The organism is Pantoea wallisii (assembly GCF_002095485.1).
GTDB lineage: Bacteria > Pseudomonadota > Gammaproteobacteria > Enterobacterales > Enterobacteriaceae > Pantoea > Pantoea wallisii.
Genome location: NZ_MLFS01000007.1, coordinates 1 through 17,401, shown reverse-complemented (window position 1 = coordinate 17,401; position 17,401 = coordinate 1). Strand labels below are relative to the sequence as shown.

The window sequence follows — 17,401 nt, the reverse complement described above, 5'->3', positions numbered from 1 at the left end:
ATACCACTCCCGGCGGATTATGCGTATTATCCACGCTTATCGAGAACAAAACGACCCAAAAGGAACGGTACGACGCTATGAGTGCTATCGCGCTTGGTATGATTATTTTCGCGTATCTTTGCGGTTCGATTTCCAGTGCGATACTGGTTTGTAAACTCGCCGGTTTACCCGATCCCCGTACCGCTGGCTCCGGCAATCCGGGCGCGACAAACGTCCTGCGGGTGGGTGGCAAAGCCGCCGCCGCTGCGGTGCTGATTTTCGATGTCGCGAAAGGGATGCTGCCGGTCTGGATCGCGTATCTGCTACACGTGACGCCGATGTACCTCGGCCTGACGGCGATTGCAGCCTGTCTTGGTCACATCTATCCGGTGTTCTTCCGCTTTCGCGGCGGCAAGGGCGTGGCGACGGCATTTGGCGCGATTGCGCCGATTGGCTGGGATTTAACCGGCCTGATGACCGGTACCTGGCTGCTGACGGTGCTGCTGAGCGGTTACTCCTCGCTGGGCGCGATTGTCAGTGCGCTGATTGCGCCGTTTTACGTCTGGTGGTTCAAACCCCAGTTTACCTTTCCGGTTTCGATGCTGAGCTGCCTGATTCTGTTGCGACATCACGACAACATCCAGCGCCTGTGGCGCGGCCAGGAAAACCGCGTGTGGAAGCGGAAAAAGCGGCAGAAATAAAAAAACCGGCATGAGGCCGGTTTTTTCTTTTCAGATGGCGGGTAATTCCGCCAGCGGCCAGCGTGGCCGCACGCTAACGCCCAGCTCACCACGCGTGCCGCCTTTCAGCCGCACCATGCCCGCATAGGCGATCATCGCGCCATTATCGGTGCAGAACTCAGGACGGGCATAAAAGACTTCGCCACCACGTGCCAGCATCATCTCCGCCATACGCTCGCGCAGCGTACGGTTGGCGCTGACGCCACCGGCAATCACCAGGCGCTTAAAGCCGGTCTGCTCCAGTGCGCGCTTGCACTTGATCATCAGCGTATCCACCACCGCATCTTCAAACGCCCGGGCAATGTCGGCGCGCGCCTGCTCGTCGCCTTCGTGCTCGCGGATGGTATTCGCCGCAAAGGTTTTCAGGCCGGAGAAGCTGAAATCCAGCCCTGGGCGGTCGGTCATCGGACGCGGGAACTTAAAGCGGTTAGGGGTACCCTGCTGCGCCATGCGCGACAGCATCGGCCCGCCTGGATAGTCCAGGCCCAGCAGCTTGGCGGTTTTGTCGAAGGCTTCGCCGGCAGCATCATCAATCGATTCGCCCAATAGCGTGTACTCACCAATGCCGGTCACGCTGATCAGCTGCGTATGGCCACCTGAAACCAGCAGCGCCACAAACGGGAACGCGGGCGGGTTCTCTTCCAGCATCGGCGCCAGCAGATGGCCTTCCATGTGGTGCACCGGCACCGCCGGCACGTTCCAGGCAAACGCCAGCGCGCGCCCAATGGTTGCGCCCACCAGCAGTGCACCCACCAGGCCAGGGCCGGCGGTGTAGGCAACCGCATCGATGTCGCCCGCCTGCAAACCGGCCTCTTTCAGCGCGGCCTGAATCAGCGGAACGGTTTTGCGCACGTGATCGCGCGATGCCAGCTCCGGCACCACGCCGCCGTAATCGGCGTGCAGTTTTACCTGGCTATATAATTGATTCGCCAGCAGACCGGACGCATCGTCATAAATCGCGATGCCGGTTTCATCGCAGGACGTTTCAATACCCAGAACTCGCATAGCTTTATCACCCTCTTCTTGCGGCGCGCAGTGTAGCACAGGCAAATCACCGCCTGAGCAACTTTGCCTGCGAAAAAGTGTTTTTGTGTCGCACAAAGAGTGCGCTATACTCCCCGACCTGAAAAAACCGGCAGCCGCACAGGCAAACGCTCCTGTTGGTTCTAAATTATCCATGGTGCTTTACAAGCCAGCCGCGCCTGGAGTAAAATGCTGCACCATTTTGAAAGTGCTGACGCCGCAGTCAGCAGCAAAACCGAATTTTATTGAGGTGAGAGTTACATGCCGGTAATTAAAGTACGTGAAAACGAGCCGTTCGACGTAGCACTGCGTCGCTTCAAGCGTTCCTGCGAGAAAGCAGGCGTTCTGGCTGAAGTTCGTCGTCGTGAGTTCTATGAAAAACCAACGACCGAACGTAAGCGCGCTAAAGCGTCTGCTGTTAAGCGTCACGCCAAGAAACTGGCTCGCGAAAACGCACGCCGCACTCGTCTGTACTAATTTCTTTCGGAAGTTCGCTTCCGCCGCGTGTTACACGCAGACAGAGTAAAGTAAAAGGCCGTGCTTTCCGAAAGGAAGCGCGGCTTGTTGCCGTTTATGAGCTGAAAATCCGGGGCCTATGGCTGGACGAATCCCACGCGTTTTTATCAATGATTTACTTGCCCGCACGGATATCGTGGACCTTATCGATGCCCGCGTTAAGCTGAAAAAGCAGGGTAAGAACTATCACGCGTGCTGTCCTTTCCATAACGAAAAAACCCCCTCTTTCACCGTAAGCGGTGAGAAGCAGTTCTATTACTGCTTCGGCTGTGGTGCCAAAGGTAACGCTATCGACTTCCTGATGAATCACGATCGTCTGGATTTTGTCGAGACCGTAGAGGAGCTTGCTACGCAACACGGCTTAGAAGTGCCGTATGAAGCGGGCAATGGTCCCAGTCCGATGGAGCGCCATCAGCGTCAAAGCCTGTATCAACTGCTGGAAGGTCTCGACGGCTTCTATCAGCAAAGCCTGCGCAGTCCACAGGCGAAATCTGCACAGCAGTATCTCGCGACGCGCGGGCTCAGCCAGCAAGTGATCGATCACTTTGCTATCGGCTATGCGCCTGCCGGCTGGGATAACGTGCTGAAGCGCTTTGGCCAGCAGAAAGAGGACCGCGAATCCTTAATGGAAGCGGGCATGCTGGTGAGTAACGATTCGGGCCGCACCTACGATCGCTTCCGCGATCGTGTGATGTTTCCGATTCGCGATAAGCGCGGACGCGTGATTGGTTTTGGTGGGCGCGTGCTGGGCAACGATACGCCCAAATATCTGAACTCACCGGAAACGCCGATTTTCCATAAAGGCCGCCAGCTGTATGGCCTGTATGAAGCACAGAAGAGTCATCCTCAACCGGCGCGTCTGCTGGTTGTTGAAGGCTATATGGATGTGGTGGCGCTGGCGCAGTTTGGCATTGATTATGCCGTCGCCTCGCTGGGCACCTCTACCACCGCTGAACATATTCAGCTGCTGTTTCGCTCTACCGATACGGTGATCTGCTGTTACGACGGCGATCGGGCCGGACGTGAAGCGGCATGGCGCGCGCTTGAGACCGCACTGCCTTACATGAATGACGGTCGTCAGCTACGCTTTATGTTTTTGCCCGATGGTGAAGATCCCGACACGCTGGTGCGTAAAGAGGGCAAAGAGGCTTTCGAAGCGCGGATGGAGCAGGCGATGCCGCTCTCCACGTTTCTGTTCGACAGCCTGATGCCGCAGGTGGATCTGAGCACGCGCGATGGCCGCACCAAGCTGGCAACGCTGGCTCTGCCGCTCATCAGCCAGATTCCGGGCGAAACGCTGCGTATCTATATGCGTCAGACGCTGGGTAATAAACTCGGCATTCTTGACGATAACCAGTTAGACAAGCTCATGCCGAAGCTGGCTGAGAGCGGTGCAGCACCCACGGCACCGCCGTTAAAGCGCACTACCATGCGCGTGCTGATTGCCCTGCTGGTGCAGAATCCGCAATTTGCCGCCATCGTTCCTGCGCTGGACGGACTGGAGCAGGCAAAGCTGGCGGGTTTGCCCCTGTTTGTGGAGTTAGTCAGCCGTTGTAATGAGAATCCTGGCCTGACCACCGGACAGCTACTAGAGTTATATCGCGGAACAGAATTTAGTCAGCCCCTTGAAACACTGGCCACCTGGAACCACATGATAGTGGATGAAGAGGCGGAAGCAGTTTTTCAGGATTCGCTGGCCAGCATTTACGACTCTGCGCTGGAGCAGCGCCTCGAAGCCTTAATTGCACGCGATCGTACCGAGGGCCTGAGTGCCGCCGAACGTCGCGAATTCTGGGCATTAAGCCAGGCATTAGCGAAGAAATAAGCATTTTTTCGGGCCGGAACGGTGAGTACGATGAACGTCTCCCCCTCTGGTCCGTTATAGTTTCCGGTTTTTTAGACGCTATAAGCGAAGCCGGAAGCATAAAACAGAATTTTAAGCGGCTTAAGTGCCGAATTATAAAGGGCCGAAGCCCTGGCCGCGTTGAAGGCAGCGGCAAAAACACAACGCCTTCACTGTTATAGTTGGCTCGCTGCCGACCGACACCAATCTAATTAACAGAAGTGTGGATACCGTCTTATGGAGCAAAACCCGCAGTCACAGCTGAAGCTGCTTGTCACCCGTGGTAAGGAGCAGGGCTATCTGACCTATGCTGAGGTCAATGACCATCTGCCGGAAGATATCGTCGACTCCGATCAGATCGAAGACATCATCCAAATGATCAACGATATGGGTATTCAGGTGGTGGAAGAAGCCCCGGATGCCGATGATCTGATGCTGAATGAGAACAGCACCGATACTGACGAAGATGCCGCGGAAGCCGCCGCTCAGGTTTTATCCAGCGTTGAATCTGAAATTGGCCGTACCACCGATCCGGTGCGCATGTACATGCGTGAAATGGGTACCGTTGAACTGCTGACGCGTGAAGGCGAAATCGACATCGCGAAGCGCATCGAAGATGGTATCAACCAGGTTCAGTGCTCCGTTGCCGAATACCCGGAAGCCATCACCTATCTGCTCGATCAGTACGATCGCGTAGAAGCGGGCGAATCCCGCCTGTCCGATCTAATCACTGGCTTTGTTGACCCGAACGCGGAAGAAGATCTCGCCCCAACCGCAACGCACGTGGGTTCTGAGCTCTCTGAAGAAGATCGCGACGACGACGAAGAAGAAGACGAAGAGAGCGATGACGACAGCTCCGATGACGATAACTCTATCGATCCGGAACTGGCGCGCGAGAAGTTTGGCGATCTGCGTACGCAATACGAAGCCACGCGCACCGTCATCAAGGCTAAAGGTCGCAGCCATGCTGACGCTGTTGCTGAGATCAATAACCTCTCTGAAGTGTTTAAACAGTTCCGCCTGGTACCGAAGCAGTTCGATTACCTGGTCAACAACATGCGTGAAATGATGGAGCGCGTGCGTACGCAAGAGCGCCTGATCATGAAGCTGTGCGTTGAACTGTGCAAAATGCCGAAGAAGAACTTTATCACGCTGTTCACCGGTAATGAGACCAGTGAAAGCTGGTTCAAAGCCGCGCTGGCCATGAATAAGCCGTGGTCAGAGAAGCTGGTAGAAGTTGAAGATGACGTTATGCGTTCGCTGCAGAAGCTGCATCAGATTGAAGAAGAGACCGGCCTGACTATCGAGCAGGTGAAGGACATTAACCGTCGTATGTCGATTGGCGAAGCGAAAGCGCGTCGTGCGAAGAAAGAGATGGTTGAAGCGAACCTGCGTCTGGTTATCTCTATCGCGAAGAAATACACCAACCGCGGTCTGCAGTTCCTTGATCTGATTCAGGAAGGCAACATCGGCCTGATGAAAGCGGTTGATAAGTTTGAATATCGCCGTGGTTATAAGTTCTCGACTTATGCCACCTGGTGGATTCGTCAGGCTATCACCCGCTCTATCGCCGACCAGGCGCGTACCATCCGTATTCCGGTGCATATGATTGAGACCATCAACAAGCTCAACCGTATTTCGCGCCAGATGCTGCAGGAGATGGGCCGCGAGCCGACGCCGGAAGAGCTGGCTGAGCGTATGCTGATGCCGGAAGACAAGATTCGCAAAGTGCTGAAAATCGCTAAAGAGCCGATCTCCATGGAGACGCCGATTGGTGATGATGAAGATTCGCATCTGGGCGATTTTATCGAAGACACCACGCTGGAGCTGCCGCTGGACTCTGCAACGTCCGAGAGCCTGCGTTCTGCCACCCACGATGTGCTGGCTGGCCTGACCGCGCGTGAAGCGAAAGTGCTGCGTATGCGTTTCGGTATCGATATGAACACCGACCATACTCTGGAAGAGGTGGGCAAACAGTTTGACGTTACGCGTGAGCGTATCCGTCAGATCGAAGCCAAAGCGCTGCGTAAACTGCGCCATCCAAGCCGCTCTGAAGTGCTGCGTAGCTTCCTCGACGATTAATCACATCTGTCGATACGCAAAGAAAAACCCCGGCAAGCCGGGGTTTTTTATTTGTGCCTGCCACACGCTAGCTCTGCAACCGCGCATAAAGCTGGCGATACGCTGCTACCATCTCCTCCAGCGAGGCCCGGTTCAATCCGCTGGGGTTCGGCAGTACCCAAATCTGCGTCTCGCCCAGCATCAGCGGCTGCTCGCCCCACTCCACTTTGCGCTGACGAAACGCTTTCTGGAACGCATCTTTCCCCAGCACGGCCAGCGCACGCGGCTGATAGCGCAGCACCTTCTGCTGTAACCGCTCCCCGCCATCCCGCAGCTCATCGCCCGCCAGCTCGTTAGCCTGCACCGTGGGACGCTCCACCAGCATGGTAATGCCACAGCCGGTCTCCAGCAGCCGCTGCTCCTGCTCCGGTTTTAACTGCTCGCGGGTAAAGCCAGCCTGATGAATAACCTTCCAGAAGCGATTACCGGGATGTGCAAAGTGATAGCCGATATGCGCTGAGGATTTTCCCGGATTGATGCCGCAGAACAGCACCTGCAACGCCGGCGCGACAATATCGCGAATGTCGTGATTACTCATGCGCTCTCCAGCCCGGCACGCTGTTTTACCGACTGGCGGCTTACCGCCAGCATCTCGCGTGCTTCGGCCTCATCCGGACAGGCGCGCGCCAGCGCCACCGTACCGACCATCTCCGCCAGCATGCTGGTTGCAGCCGCTTCCGCCTGCGGATGGTTGAGCTCATTCAGGGTATCCACCAACCGCTGACGCAGTCCGGCACGCCGCGCCGAGAACAGCCTGCGTGCCTCCAGCGGCAGATGCGCCATTTCGCTGACCAGCGCCGGCATCGGGCAGCCTTCGCCCGGCGTGTCGCGGTGATGTTCAGACAGATAGTTATCAATCAGCTGATGCAGGCGCTGTGTCGGATCGCTGATGCGCGTGTATTCAGCGAAGCGCTGCGTGGAATCCACGAACATCTGTTCTATTACTGCTTCTACTAACGCTTCACGCGAAGCAAAATGCGCGTAAAAGCCGCCATGCGTGAGCCCGGCACGCTTCATCAGGGCCGCCACACCGATCCCTTCCGTACCGCACTCGCGCATTACCACGGCGGCTTCATTCAGAATGCGCTGACGCGTCTGCGCTTTGTGGTTCAGCTTTTCCATCTCTCAGATCCTGCTTATCGTTAATGACAATCAGTGTAATTATTACGACCATCATATTCCAGCTTGACGAAATATATGATGAGCGTCATATTGGCCGCACGCAGATATGATAACCATCATTTAAAAGGCAAAAACATGACACAACAACTGGCTTTGATTACCGGCGCATCCAGCGGCATTGGTGCAACTTACGCAACACAGCTCGCCGCCCGGGGCAGCAACCTGATTCTGGTGGCGCGCGATGCGGCACGTCTGCAGCAGCTGGCGCAGTCGATTCGGGATGCGCACGGCGTAGAGGTGAAAGTGCTGGCAGCCGATCTTACCCAGCCGGACGCGCTGGCACGCATCGACCGCGAGTTGCAGGATAATCCTCAGATCACCATGCTGGTGAATAATGCGGGCATGACGGTGGATGGCGGGTTTGTGACGGCGGATATCGCCCAAACCCAGACCATGCTGACGCTAAATGTGGTCGCGCTTACCCAGCTGGCTTATACCGCGGCACAAGCTTTTCGCAGCCGCGGTGCAGGAACCATTGTGAATATCGCTTCGGTACTGGCGCTGGTTAACGAGAACGCCAATGGCGCTTATAACGCGACCAAGGCTTATGTGCTCTCTTTAACGCGTAACATGCAGCGTGAGCTGGCTGATAGCGGATTACGTATTCAGGCGGTGCTACCGGGCCTGACGCGTACCGAGATCTTCCAGCGCACCGGCCGCTCTATTGATGACTTGCCGGCGCACATGGTGATGGAGGTGGAGGATTTAGTGGCGGCGGCGCTGCGCGGGCTGGATGCCGGTGAGCCCATCACGATCCCTTCGGTAGAGGATATGGGCCTGTGGCAGACGTTCGAGCAGTCACGCAGTGCGATTCTGCCGTTTATCTCGCTTAGCCAGCCGGCTTCACGTTATCGCCAGCAGTAAAGCAGGTTGAGACAAGGCAGCAGCCAGCCTTGTCTCAAAAAGCGGCTGGGATTGTGCGTTAATTCCGCTGTAAAGGCAGAGCTTGAGGATTTTTGCTGAGAGATCAATGACTCAGGGATTGTGCTAATTTTCGCCAACCGGTTGGCGAATGCTGGATCACCTATTCGAGATACTTTATAATCCCCGCTCCGCTGGCCCCTTAGCTCAGTGGTTAGAGCAGGCGACTCATAATCGCTTGGTCGCTGGTTCAAACCCAGCAGGGGCCACCAAATTTAGTGAAAAAAAATCATGCAGTTAAGCCACCTTTGAGGGTGGCTTTTTTGTTTAGAGAAATCAGAGTGGCGATAAAATGGCGATGGCGATCGCCACCGCTTTAACCCCCTGCCCTCAAAATTTCACGCATCTTGCCGATAGTTGGCCATAGCCATTTGAGTTTTAAACAAGGAACAAGCCATGAAAAAACTATTGGGGTTAGCTGCCCTACTTACAACTTTTGCCGCTCAGGCTGATTTCATTCACCCACTTGACTTTAATGGTTCCGATGCACAAAAGCAGGAAGTCATCGATTTCATTCAATCACGGGTTAAGGCTGATTATTGTAATGGGCAATTAGATATGTGTCAGCCCACTACATTGCGCATGATGGAACAGCAAAACCTGTCAGCCTTTAAAAAGCTCACACAAGCGAAAGATAGAAAAGTAATGGATCGTGTAATCAAAGATTATTGCAATGGGAGTTTAGACATGTGCAACTACACAACTATCGAAATGATGTATCAGCAAAATTTAAAAGCCAGCGGCGAAAAGCTTACCTGGTAAAAGAAATAGCCCACCGGATATTCGGTGGGCTACCTGCGAATTTAGTGTAATACCAACGATTGCTGACTATGTTGATTGTGAGGTTTAACCATATTCACTGTGCCAGGACAGACAATCATCGCAGCAATTGATTGATGTGTTTAAAGATGCAACTGCAATGTATATTAGAACACTGGTGATAACGTTCTTTTGTTTCTTTGGAAATATATCTGCTGCTTTTGGCGTGTGCTGTGTTCTGGCATAGCGGGCATTGCATTATCGGTGAAATCTCCCTGTTGGCTCGTAGCTTTAATACTATAGATTCATTCATTGTGAATTTTAACCTTTTGCTTAGTACTCAACATCCGATAGCAACACTTCAAATTCAAGCTGTGTGGTATATTCGCCGCTGCTCAAATTGTGCGTGACCTTACTGATCAGCCACGGCTGTGCATCGATCACCGGCCTGCCGAGGATTTCTGGCCCATTCTCACCCACGACATCCAATTGGCTCGCCGGAATATTTCCGCCGCTGTAGTACATCCCCGCAAAGGCAGGAAAGCCGCCGGACTTCACGATGGCCGTTGCTGGTGCGGCAAGCAGTCGGGTCTTCGCCGCAGCCTCACTGACGAGGCCGAACTTATCCAGTAGCTCGACGATCCCGGCTTTAAGCGAGTTCAGCGGATACATCACCATGTTCAGTCCGTCTGCCAGCGCCTGCCGAATGCTTTGCCCTTCGCTGCGGCGCTACTTAGCTTCGCCGCCGTGGACTGCACTGGCGTCAGCAAATCTTTAAACCAGCCGTAAATCTCCTGCACCTTATCGCCAATCCACTGAAACAGCGGCTGGAACAGTGAAAACGCCTCGCTGATGGGACCGGTGGCTTTAAACGTATCTACCACACTGCCTAAAAATGCCTTATTTCAGTTCATCAGAACGAGCGAGAAACTGCTTCTCGAAACCATCAAGAAGAAGTGGAACGCTGTCAGCAGCGGCAATAGGCCAGACTCAAGCGCCCCCATCTCCTCTGCATCGGCGATCCCCAGCTTATTGGCAAGTGCCTGGTCACCAGAACCCGGCTGATACCGCTCTTCTGCTGAATTTAGCGCATATTTTGACAAGCCATTACCTCCGCCTAAACAAGTTCACAACGTTGTTTTCTTGCTGTCGCTGATAGTTGGTGACCCGATCCTCCCATCAGGATTTTACAAGTGCGACATAAACCTCGCGCGGTGAAAACTTCTTTGCTGTGGCCAGCTGTTGTGAGCGATTTTCCACCAATTTCGCCCCTTGTCTTGAGGCACTGCGCCATCACCTTAACGAGGTCAGAACGCGTATCGCACGGTTGGGGTAAAAATCCGCCGCCTTGATTGTAGCGATATCAGATGCAGTTCCACCCAATTTAGATGGCAGAGCATCAGTGATTAAAGCGTGAATTACAGCGTGAATTACAGCGTGAATTTGCTGAATATAAAAACGGAATTCGCTGCCTTAACGCGCGGTTAAGGCAGCGTGGAGGGTTAACTTAACGTCGGCACCGACTGTCATCGCTCGTTGCATTAACCTGGTAAACGTCATTTCGCTGCTATTAAGCGCGGCTTAGCGGTGTGGCCTGCCCTTTATTCACATTCCCCGGACTCGAAATCATCGCGGTGATCGACTCATGCGTTTTAAAGGTACAGCTGCAGTTGATATTGGTGCACTGGTGGTAGCGCTCCTTGGTCTCTTTCGAGATGTAACGGCTGCTTTTGGTATGGGCAGAAGTCTGGCAAAGCGGGCAATGCATCATCGGTTTGTCTCCTCGTAAGCTTGTCAACATAGTGCGCCACATTCACAAAAAGAGCAACAATAATTCACTTTATGTGAATCATCATTTCTCCTTTGCCTCGTACTCCGCATTTTCCAGTAGGATCTCGCACTCCAGCTGCGTGATAAAACCACCGGCGTTCAGCAGATGAGTGACTTTCGTTATCAGCCACGGCTGCCTGTCGATCACCGTTTTGAAACCGGATAGCGTAACCGGCGTTTCCGGGAACAGATCCGCTCGCCCTTTCGCCAGCTTAAGGGAAACACTCGCGTGCCCCTGCTGCAGGTTTTTCCATTTCGCTTCAGCTGCACGCATCGCCAGCTCTTTGGTAGGGTAAAGCGTGGTCAACGTAAACACATTCTCTTTACTGCCTGCCAGGTAGTTCTCTTGCCCCGGTTTAGCCACGGCGGGCATGCCAGGCGTTTTGGCCGCAGGATGGTCCACCGTGAACGCAGCCTGTTCGCTCGTCTTGCGCTGCAGATTGACCTGCTGCGGTTTTGACGCTTTGGTTGAGAGCCAGTGCGCCGTTACGCCGGTGTAGCCATCGCGCCCTGCCAGGTTAAACGAATGCGCGTCACCCTCTTTACGCGTCAGGATAACCGGCGCAATTGGCTTGCCGCTCACGCTGGTGCCGTTACCGGGACGAATAAACAGTAACTTACCGGCTTTCACCGCGGCTACCGCGCCATACAACGTGGCCAGCCGCGTCATGAAACCGGCATCGCTCTCGTGCGTCTGGTCGATGTGCAGCACGCTGATACCGGCAAACCCCGCAGCCAGATGCGGCTGCAGATGATTGCGCGCGGCGATCTGCGCCACAATCTCCCCCAGCGTGGTGTTATCGTACGAGACTTCACGCTGCTGATTGAGTGAGCCAAGAAAGTTAGCGCTGCGCGCGGTAAGGGTCAGAGCATCTGGCGCGCCATGGTGCTGTATCGAATCGACCGTGAAGCGGCCTTTGTCCGTTAGCGCAAACCCCTGCCAGCCCAGCGACAGCTGCAACTCCTCGCCCAGCGCCGGCATCATTAGCTGACCATCGGCATCGTCCAGTTCAATGTTGAGCTGATCGGCCTCAAAGCCACGGTTATCAGTCAGGGTGAGCGAGATCAAGCGCTGACGTACGTTGGTAGTAATATCCTGTGCATTCACGCTGAGGCTAAAATCCGGCGTCAGTTGCGCACCGGTTTGCAGCAGCACGTTGCTGAGCGGATTTATCACATCCCCCCCCTAACCTGCGCCGCAAGATTTTTCGCCTCGTCCGCCAGTCCGCTAACCTGCTCCTGCAAGTCACCAAACAGCGCGGTCAGCGAGGCATCTACCGCTTTAGCTTCAGGGTAAAAGTGATTTTACTGGCGCTGCCATTGGCAAAGAATTCACTCTGCGTGTTGTCCAGCGACTCCACCACATACATACCGAAAATGGTGCCGTTGCCGGCAATCAACGGCCAGGCCAGCCCCTGATCGGCCAGCAGACGCAGCGCCAGCAGGGAGATGGCGCCGCCGGTGATCTCCGGACGCAGCTCACCGTTTAGCGTGATATTTTCATCGCCCGGACCGATAAACTGTGCAGCCGCGCGCTGCCCGACGCGGCTGCTGGATGGCCAGCGATAGTTGATGGTGTGCTGCAGCTGGTTATAAGGCAGCGTCTGACGCACAAACGGCAGCATGCCGTAAATCATCATCATCGTTAATTCCCCGTACTCAGAATGCCGTATCTATTCGCCCACTGCTGGCGCGCCTGGCTGGCCCGATCGCGCTCAATTATTGTCTGCACGTCCTCTTTTGTAACGCCCGGCGGCAGATGGATTTCATACTGATAACTATGCTGGCTGTTATCAGTAATACCGGCGGATGCGGATGCCGCCGGTAATGGACGATACGTTGCACCGCCCAGCGCCACGTCATAGCGCGGTCCGCTGCTGTCAACACCGGCGCCGCCAGTAGCCATCGCATCGGGCGATGGCACCTTGTTTTTCAGGTTGTCGGATTTGCTGTCAATAACACCCAGCTTTTGCAGCACCCAATCAATGCCGCCGCGCAGCTGATTTAGCGCCTCACCGGGGATTTTCAGCGCATCGGCCAGCAGTGTGCCGAACTTACGGCCCAGTTCACCGGCAGAAGCCAGCTCTGACTGCGTCAGCTTTACAGGCTCCAGTAAGCGGCCAAATCCGTCCCACAGCATTTTGAGCCGGTCGCCAAGCCAGCTGAACACCGGCTGTAATGGCGCAAAAGCGTCGGCAATTGGGCCCATCGCCGCGCTGAAGCCCTGCGCCACTCCGCCGATAAAGGCGCTGATGGGCTCCCAGAATTTGCGGATAATGAGTGCACCGGCGATCACCGCCGTAACCACTGCCACAATTGGCAGCGTTAATCCGCCGAGCACGGTGGCAATTGCGCCGCCCACCACGCTGAAAACGCTGCCCAGCATGCCCGCCCCCGCCATCAACAGGTTGACGCCGGTAATCAGCGGTGCCACCACCGACCCAACGGTGCCAAGCGCACCGATAAATATCACACCAGCCATCGCGACCTGCGCCATACCGCTGGCCAGCACCGGATTCTTCTGAATCCAGCCGTCAACCAGTAACAGGAACTGCGTGGCGTCCTGCGTGAGGGTGCGCAGGCTGCCATCCAGTTTGTCGTAGAGATCGATGCTGATGTTGCTGTAAGCCGATTGCAGGGCCTTGAGATTGCGCCCGCGCTGTCAGGGGCAGTTAACCCGCGTGGTACCGATGCGCTGCCGGCCTGAGCAGCAGGTCCGGCGGGTGGCTTAGTCAGCGCCGCCGGCGTTTGTGCCAAAAATCTCATCCGCACTGCTGCCGGCCTGCGCCAGCGCGAGCTGTTGCTGAACGACCTCGATTGCAGAGAACGATCCGCTGTGGCTCAGGCTGCGTGCCTGCGCCTGCAATGCCTGGAGCTGAGGCGCGTTATTCTCCAGGCCCAGCGTGCTCTGCAGTTGGCTGCTGGCTTCGGCAAATGCATAGCCCGGCCGCAGCAGCGAAGCCGCGCGCTGCACCCCGCTCTTTGCCACGTCCAATACCATAGAGCTGCCGCTGCGGATCTGCCCGGCCAGCGCCTGGCCTTTACGATAACGCTCGCGGGTTTGGTTAAGTTTATCCTGCCGGTCTGTGGTCTGCTGCAACGTTTGCTGCTGCGCCACCATTTTTAGGTTTGCCTGCGCGGCGGACTGTTTCAGCTGCTGCTGAGCCCGCGCCAGATTGCGCGGAGCAATGTCAGCCGCCAGCAGCGCCTGCCGCTGTTGTTGCAACGACAAGCGCAGCGCGCCGGACTGGATTTGCAACGCCGAAACCGATTTACGCGCCTCATCCAGCGCCGCTGCCTGCTGCCGTGTCGGGTTGGCGCTGTTTTTGAAGGCCAGCGCCAGCGCGGCGGTATCCGCTTTGGCTGCCTGCAACTGCTGACGGGTAGCCGCCAGATCGCGACTGCTCTGCCGGAACCGGCTAACCTGTGCCAGCTGCTCATCCAATGCCGCAATGCCTTCCTGCGTCTGCTGAATCTCGATCTTCAGATTTTTGCTGGCATTTTCGAGCGCGCTAAAGGGCCGCACGGCGTTGCTAACCGCGTTCAGCAGCGCCTGTATACTGGTGTTATTGCTCATCCGGAGTGGCTCCGCTGCGAATAAAGGCTTTGTGCCGCCAGTCGAGCAGTTCGGCTAACGGCATCTCATACATCACGGACGGCGGCCAGTGAAACAGCGTGGCGATATCCGCCATCAAATCGTTCACCGTCAGGTCACGCGCCCAGCTTATGCAGCCGACTTCGGCTGCAAAAAACCGATCACCTTGCCGCCCAGTGCAATCAGATCGACCGGATCAAGCGCATGACATTCAGGCTTCGTCAGCGCCGGAACGGTGATGCGCGGCAGTACCAGCAGCAGCGCATCGACATCAGACTGGCACAGCTCCGCCAGCCGTACACCGCGCAGGCTACCCGCATTTGGTCGCACCACTTCGACCTGTTTGATTTCGCTTTCACCGCGCACGATTGGCGTTTCCAGCACCACAATAGGTTGGTTGAGATCCATAACGTTGTTCTCGCTTTGCAATAAGAGGGAAAACGCAGCGCCGGACGCTGGCGGCAGGGTTACACCAGTCCGATGTTTTTACGGCGCTGCGCCAGGCGATCCACGCCGTTGACCTTCTCCACCATGTTGATGGTATCGATTTCAATCAGCTCCTTGCCGTTAAACGTCAGCTTGTAGTAGCTGTTTTTACTGGTGATTTTGGTTTCGCTATCCTCGCTCTGTTTGGCTTCGCCAAAATCAAAGCTCTGATGTTTGCCGCGCACCTCAATCTCCACCGCGATCTCTTCACCGGTGTCATCACGCTGATAAGAGCCGGTGAAACGCAGCGGCACGTCTGATGCGCCCCACTGCGACAGCACCAGTTCGTCCATACCGCCGATGCTCCACTCAATGTCGAGCGCGTCATCTTCCAGGCCATTATCGATATGCGCCGCGCCGTTCATGCCGCCGGCACGGTAGGGATCAAGCTTGCGCGCCAGCTTTGGCAGGGTGACGGCGGTTACCACACCCTGATAGCTGTTGGCGTCATTGAACAGGTTCATCGCCTTTAATTTACGTGGCAGTGCCATGTGTTCTGCTCCTTAGCTGTTTACAGATGCGGCGAATGTCGCCAGGTAGGTGTCCGTGATGCGCTGACGGAAGGTGAGATCTTCCAGCGGCGGCACCGGCGTGTAGTCGTAATCGATAAACAGCTTGCCGGCTTTCAGGCTCTCTTTATCGTTCGCGCTTTCGTCATACCAGGCGGAGGCACCCAACAGATAACCGGCGCTGACCAGCTCGCGGAATTTCGCATTGATACCGGCAATGATTTCGCGCACCAGAATTGGCGTCAGCGGCTTATCCACGGCCCACATGTGCGATTCAGCGATGGTATCGGCCAGCACCTGCGCAGTGCGGGTATAGTTTTCAAACTGAAACAGCGCATCGTCGCTACAGGTGCGGTTGCCCCAGAAGCGGAAACCGTCTTTACGAATGAGCGTGGTGACGTCGGCTTCGTTAAGCAGGTCGGCATCGGTACCCACCTGCTGCAGGTCCCAGAACACCGAGGCAGAGATACCGGTCACGCCATTGACGCCAACATTGGACAGCGTTTTGTGCCAGCCGGTATCGTTGTCAATTTTGGCGCGCAGGCCAAGCGCACGTGCGGTGGCGAAGGCGGTAGCCGATTGATTGGTGGTGGTATCCCACGCGAGGAAATCGGGCCAGATCACCATCACTTCGCGCTGGCTGAAGTTCTGGCGATACAAGCGCGCTTCGGCAATGGTTTTGCAACCCCAGGCCGAGACATAGGCAAAGGCGCGCAGCTGTTGGGCGATGCTGGCGAGCGCGGTAGCCACTTCCAGTGAATCGAGGCCCGGCACGCCAAGGATGCGCGGTTTGACGTCCAGCTGGGTTTGCGCGGCCAGCAGCGCTTTCATGCCGGTGTAGTGGCCGTTTTCATCCGTCCCGCCAATGATATTGGAGGTGGTTTCGGTGGCGTCAGTGCCCTCTGCCACGCGCACGACAACTGTGACAGGCTTCGACTGATCGGCAATCGCCTGCAGCGCAGCCGCCAGCGTGCCTTTTTTGCCCGCTTTCGCTATCGCGCCCTGCACGTTAGTGATCAGCACCGGCTGGTTTAGGGGAAACGTAGTGGCATCTGCATCTTCTGCAGTACAAACCATGCCAACAACGGCGGTTGAAACAGTGGAAATAGTGCGCGTACCGTCGTTGATCTCAACGACGCGGACACCGTGGTGGTAATCAGCCATCTTTTGCACTCCTGGTTAATGGTGTGCTTAGGATGTCAGGCCGCGCCCGGGCCCGCATTTCATTGCCGCCCGCTGTTATATCAACAGACAGAAGCGCGCAAATTTCGCTGTTGCGCGGCGGGTATGTAGCGATAGAGAGTTTTAACGGAGACTTCCAGCACCAGCGCAACCTGCTGCAGCGTGGCACCGTTCGCCAGCATTCTTTCGGCGCGGTGAACAACTTCAGGCGTCATAATGCGCCGCCGGCCGCCAACACGCCCTTTTTCACGCGCCGCCACCAGCCCGGCGCGGGTGCGTTCGACGATCAGCTCACGCTCCATTTCCGCCAGCGCGCCCATGACATGAAAGAAAAAGCGCCCCATCGGCGTGCTGGTATCGATGCTGTCAGTGAGGCTACGGAAGTTAACACCACGCTCACGCAGCTCTTCGGTCAGCACGACCAGATGCCGCATGCTGCGCCCCAGCCGATCCAGTTTCCACACCACCAGCGTGTCACCGGGCTTTAACGTACGCAGCGCCTTTTTCAATCCCGGCCGCTCGTGCGTTTTACCACTGATTCTGTCTTCAAAAATCAGCTCACAATTTGCGCTGTTTAATGCATTGCGTTGCAAATCGGTATTTTGGTCATTTGTTGACACCCTGATATAGCCAATCAGCATCGTTTTCTCCCGGCAAATGCCAGGCAGTGTGCCAGCCGCGGGGTTTAACGGGGTAGTAGTTTATTTCGCGGAAA

The 17,401-nt window shown here is 55.9% G+C and carries 18 protein-coding genes, 1 tRNA gene and 4 pseudogenes; 7 read left to right on the top strand and 16 right to left on the bottom strand.

Translation table 11 applies throughout. The features are described 5' to 3' along the window. Positions 1-77 precede the first annotated feature (77 nt). Positions 78-680: a glycerol-3-phosphate 1-O-acyltransferase PlsY gene (gene plsY / locus HA48_RS04025; protein WP_128599888.1), complete on the top strand. Its 603-nt coding sequence runs from the start codon at positions 78-80 to the stop codon at positions 678-680. A gap of 30 nt (positions 681-710) precedes the next feature. Here the strand turns inward: plsY and tsaD are convergent, their stop codons facing one another. Beyond that, on the bottom strand, positions 711-1,724 hold the full coding sequence (tsaD, locus tag HA48_RS04020; protein WP_128599887.1) for a tRNA (adenosine(37)-N6)-threonylcarbamoyltransferase complex transferase subunit TsaD: 1,014 nt from the start codon (positions 1,722-1,724) through the stop codon (positions 711-713). 279 nt (positions 1,725-2,003) lie between these two features. Here tsaD and rpsU point away from each other — a divergent pair, with 279 nt between their 5' ends. The 3 genes from rpsU (at position 2,004) to rpoD (ending at position 6,183) form a co-directional block, all read left to right on the top strand. Then, on the top strand, positions 2,004-2,219 hold the full coding sequence (rpsU, locus tag HA48_RS04015) for a 30S ribosomal protein S21 (RefSeq protein ID WP_001144069.1): 216 nt from the start codon (positions 2,004-2,006) through the stop codon (positions 2,217-2,219). A gap of 118 nt (positions 2,220-2,337) precedes the next feature. After that, positions 2,338-4,083: a DNA primase gene (dnaG, locus tag HA48_RS04010; RefSeq protein ID WP_128599886.1), complete on the top strand. Its 1,746-nt coding sequence runs from the start codon at positions 2,338-2,340 to the stop codon at positions 4,081-4,083. 255 nt (positions 4,084-4,338) lie between these two features. Continuing rightward, on the top strand, positions 4,339-6,183 hold the full coding sequence (gene rpoD, locus HA48_RS04005; protein ID WP_128599885.1) for an RNA polymerase sigma factor RpoD: 1,845 nt from the start codon (positions 4,339-4,341) through the stop codon (positions 6,181-6,183). Positions 6,184-6,250: 67 nt separating this feature from the next. Here the strand turns inward: rpoD and mug are convergent, their stop codons facing one another. Together mug and HA48_RS03995 are read right to left on the bottom strand one after the other, a co-directional pair. Next, on the bottom strand, positions 6,251-6,760 hold the full coding sequence (mug, locus tag HA48_RS04000; protein WP_128599884.1) for a G/U mismatch-specific DNA glycosylase: 510 nt from the start codon (positions 6,758-6,760) through the stop codon (positions 6,251-6,253). Next, on the bottom strand, positions 6,757-7,344 hold the full coding sequence (locus HA48_RS03995; RefSeq protein WP_128599883.1) for a TetR/AcrR family transcriptional regulator: 588 nt from the start codon (positions 7,342-7,344) through the stop codon (positions 6,757-6,759). The genes mug and HA48_RS03995 overlap by 4 nt, the downstream gene beginning before the upstream one ends. 135 nt (positions 7,345-7,479) lie before the next feature. Between HA48_RS03995 and HA48_RS03990 the strand changes: the two genes are divergently transcribed. The 3 genes from HA48_RS03990 to HA48_RS03980 all read left to right on the top strand — a co-directional run bounded on the left by HA48_RS03990 (position 7,480) and on the right by HA48_RS03980 (position 9,087). After that, positions 7,480-8,268 carry an SDR family NAD(P)-dependent oxidoreductase gene (locus HA48_RS03990; RefSeq protein ID WP_128599882.1) on the top strand — a complete coding sequence of 263 codons (789 nt, stop codon included), beginning with the start codon at positions 7,480-7,482 and terminating at the stop codon, positions 8,266-8,268. A gap of 193 nt (positions 8,269-8,461) precedes the next feature. Next, a tRNA-Ile gene (locus HA48_RS03985) sits at positions 8,462-8,537 on the top strand. 184 nt (positions 8,538-8,721) lie between these two features. Then, positions 8,722-9,087 carry a hypothetical protein gene (locus HA48_RS03980; RefSeq protein ID WP_128599881.1) on the top strand — a complete coding sequence of 122 codons (366 nt, stop codon included), beginning with the start codon at positions 8,722-8,724 and terminating at the stop codon, positions 9,085-9,087. Between the two features lie 41 nt (positions 9,088-9,128). Here HA48_RS03980 and HA48_RS03975 read toward each other — a convergent pair. From HA48_RS03975 to HA48_RS03910, 13 genes and pseudogenes are all read right to left on the bottom strand, one after another. Continuing rightward, positions 9,129-9,346: pseudogene (locus HA48_RS03975) on the bottom strand (ogr/Delta-like zinc finger family protein). A gap of 182 nt (positions 9,347-9,528) precedes the next feature. After that, a pseudogene (locus tag HA48_RS22385) lies at positions 9,529-9,983 on the bottom strand (phage tail tape measure protein); the annotation flags it as partial. A 4-nt stretch (positions 9,984-9,987) separates the two neighbouring features. Further along, positions 9,988-10,187 (bottom strand): annotated as a pseudogene (locus tag HA48_RS03965) (cell filamentation protein Fic); the annotation flags it as partial. 467 nt (positions 10,188-10,654) lie between these two features. After that, positions 10,655-10,855, bottom strand: coding sequence for an ogr/Delta-like zinc finger family protein (locus HA48_RS03955; RefSeq protein ID WP_128599880.1), 201 nt, complete (start codon positions 10,853-10,855; stop codon positions 10,655-10,657). An 81-nt stretch (positions 10,856-10,936) separates the two neighbouring features. Then, positions 10,937-12,091, bottom strand: a complete 1,155-nt coding sequence (locus HA48_RS03950; RefSeq protein WP_425270656.1) for a phage late control D family protein — start codon at positions 12,089-12,091, stop codon at positions 10,937-10,939. Then, positions 12,088-12,557, bottom strand: a pseudogene (locus HA48_RS03945) (phage tail protein). Before HA48_RS03945 ends, HA48_RS03950 begins: the two are co-directional and overlap by 4 nt. Positions 12,558-12,559: 2 nt before the next feature. Then, complete coding sequence (locus tag HA48_RS03940) at positions 12,560-13,552, bottom strand: phage tail tape measure protein (RefSeq protein WP_128599879.1); 993 nt, start codon at positions 13,550-13,552, stop codon at positions 12,560-12,562. A gap of 90 nt (positions 13,553-13,642) precedes the next feature. After that, entirely contained in the window at positions 13,643-14,491 is an 849-nt protein-coding gene (locus tag HA48_RS03935; protein ID WP_128599878.1) for a phage tail tape measure protein, read from the bottom strand. Continuing rightward, positions 14,481-14,606, bottom strand: a complete 126-nt coding sequence (locus tag HA48_RS03930) for a GpE family phage tail protein (protein WP_128599956.1) — start codon at positions 14,604-14,606, stop codon at positions 14,481-14,483. Before HA48_RS03930 ends, HA48_RS03935 begins: the two co-directional genes overlap by 11 nt. 32 nt (positions 14,607-14,638) lie before the next feature. After that, on the bottom strand, positions 14,639-14,917 hold the full coding sequence (locus HA48_RS03925; protein ID WP_128599877.1) for a phage tail assembly protein: 279 nt from the start codon (positions 14,915-14,917) through the stop codon (positions 14,639-14,641). Between the two features lie 59 nt (positions 14,918-14,976). After that, on the bottom strand, positions 14,977-15,486 hold the full coding sequence (locus tag HA48_RS03920) for a phage major tail tube protein (protein ID WP_128599876.1): 510 nt from the start codon (positions 15,484-15,486) through the stop codon (positions 14,977-14,979). Positions 15,487-15,498: 12 nt separating this feature from the next. Next, entirely contained in the window at positions 15,499-16,668 is a 1,170-nt protein-coding gene (locus tag HA48_RS03915) for a phage tail sheath protein (protein ID WP_128599875.1), read from the bottom strand. Positions 16,669-16,748: 80 nt separating this feature from the next. Then, on the bottom strand, positions 16,749-17,327 hold the full coding sequence (locus HA48_RS03910) for a recombinase family protein (RefSeq protein ID WP_128599874.1): 579 nt from the start codon (positions 17,325-17,327) through the stop codon (positions 16,749-16,751). Between the last annotated feature and the right edge of the window lie 74 nt (positions 17,328-17,401).

What these genes read in the sequence shown, in the direction of transcription:
- plsY (WP_128599888.1), top strand. Translation starts at nt 78, where the DNA reads ATGAGTGCTATCGCGCTTGGTATGATTATTTTCGCGTATCTTTGCGGT.
- tsaD (WP_128599887.1), bottom strand. Translation starts at nt 1,724, where the DNA reads ATGCGAGTTCTGGGTATTGAAACGTCCTGCGATGAAACCGGCATCGCG.
- rpsU (WP_001144069.1), top strand. Translation starts at nt 2,004, where the DNA reads ATGCCGGTAATTAAAGTACGTGAAAACGAGCCGTTCGACGTAGCACTG.
- dnaG (WP_128599886.1), top strand. Translation starts at nt 2,338, where the DNA reads ATGGCTGGACGAATCCCACGCGTTTTTATCAATGATTTACTTGCCCGC.
- rpoD (WP_128599885.1), top strand. Translation starts at nt 4,339, where the DNA reads ATGGAGCAAAACCCGCAGTCACAGCTGAAGCTGCTTGTCACCCGTGGT.
- mug (WP_128599884.1), bottom strand. Translation starts at nt 6,760, where the DNA reads ATGAGTAATCACGACATTCGCGATATTGTCGCGCCGGCGTTGCAGGTG.
- HA48_RS03995 (WP_128599883.1), bottom strand. Translation starts at nt 7,344, where the DNA reads ATGGAAAAGCTGAACCACAAAGCGCAGACGCGTCAGCGCATTCTGAAT.
- HA48_RS03990 (WP_128599882.1), top strand. Translation starts at nt 7,480, where the DNA reads ATGACACAACAACTGGCTTTGATTACCGGCGCATCCAGCGGCATTGGT.
- HA48_RS03980 (WP_128599881.1), top strand. Translation starts at nt 8,722, where the DNA reads ATGAAAAAACTATTGGGGTTAGCTGCCCTACTTACAACTTTTGCCGCT.
- HA48_RS03955 (WP_128599880.1), bottom strand. Translation starts at nt 10,855, where the DNA reads ATGATGCATTGCCCGCTTTGCCAGACTTCTGCCCATACCAAAAGCAGC.
- HA48_RS03935 (WP_128599878.1), bottom strand. Translation starts at nt 14,491, where the DNA reads ATGAGCAATAACACCAGTATACAGGCGCTGCTGAACGCGGTTAGCAAC.
- HA48_RS03930 (WP_128599956.1), bottom strand. Translation starts at nt 14,606, where the DNA reads ATGGCGGATATCGCCACGCTGTTTCACTGGCCGCCGTCCGTGATGTAT.
- HA48_RS03925 (WP_128599877.1), bottom strand. Translation starts at nt 14,917, where the DNA reads ATGGATCTCAACCAACCTATTGTGGTGCTGGAAACGCCAATCGTGCGC.
- HA48_RS03920 (WP_128599876.1), bottom strand. Translation starts at nt 15,486, where the DNA reads ATGGCACTGCCACGTAAATTAAAGGCGATGAACCTGTTCAATGACGCC.
- HA48_RS03915 (WP_128599875.1), bottom strand. Translation starts at nt 16,668, where the DNA reads ATGGCTGATTACCACCACGGTGTCCGCGTCGTTGAGATCAACGACGGT.
- HA48_RS03910 (WP_128599874.1), bottom strand. Translation starts at nt 17,327, where the DNA reads ATGCTGATTGGCTATATCAGGGTGTCAACAAATGACCAAAATACCGAT.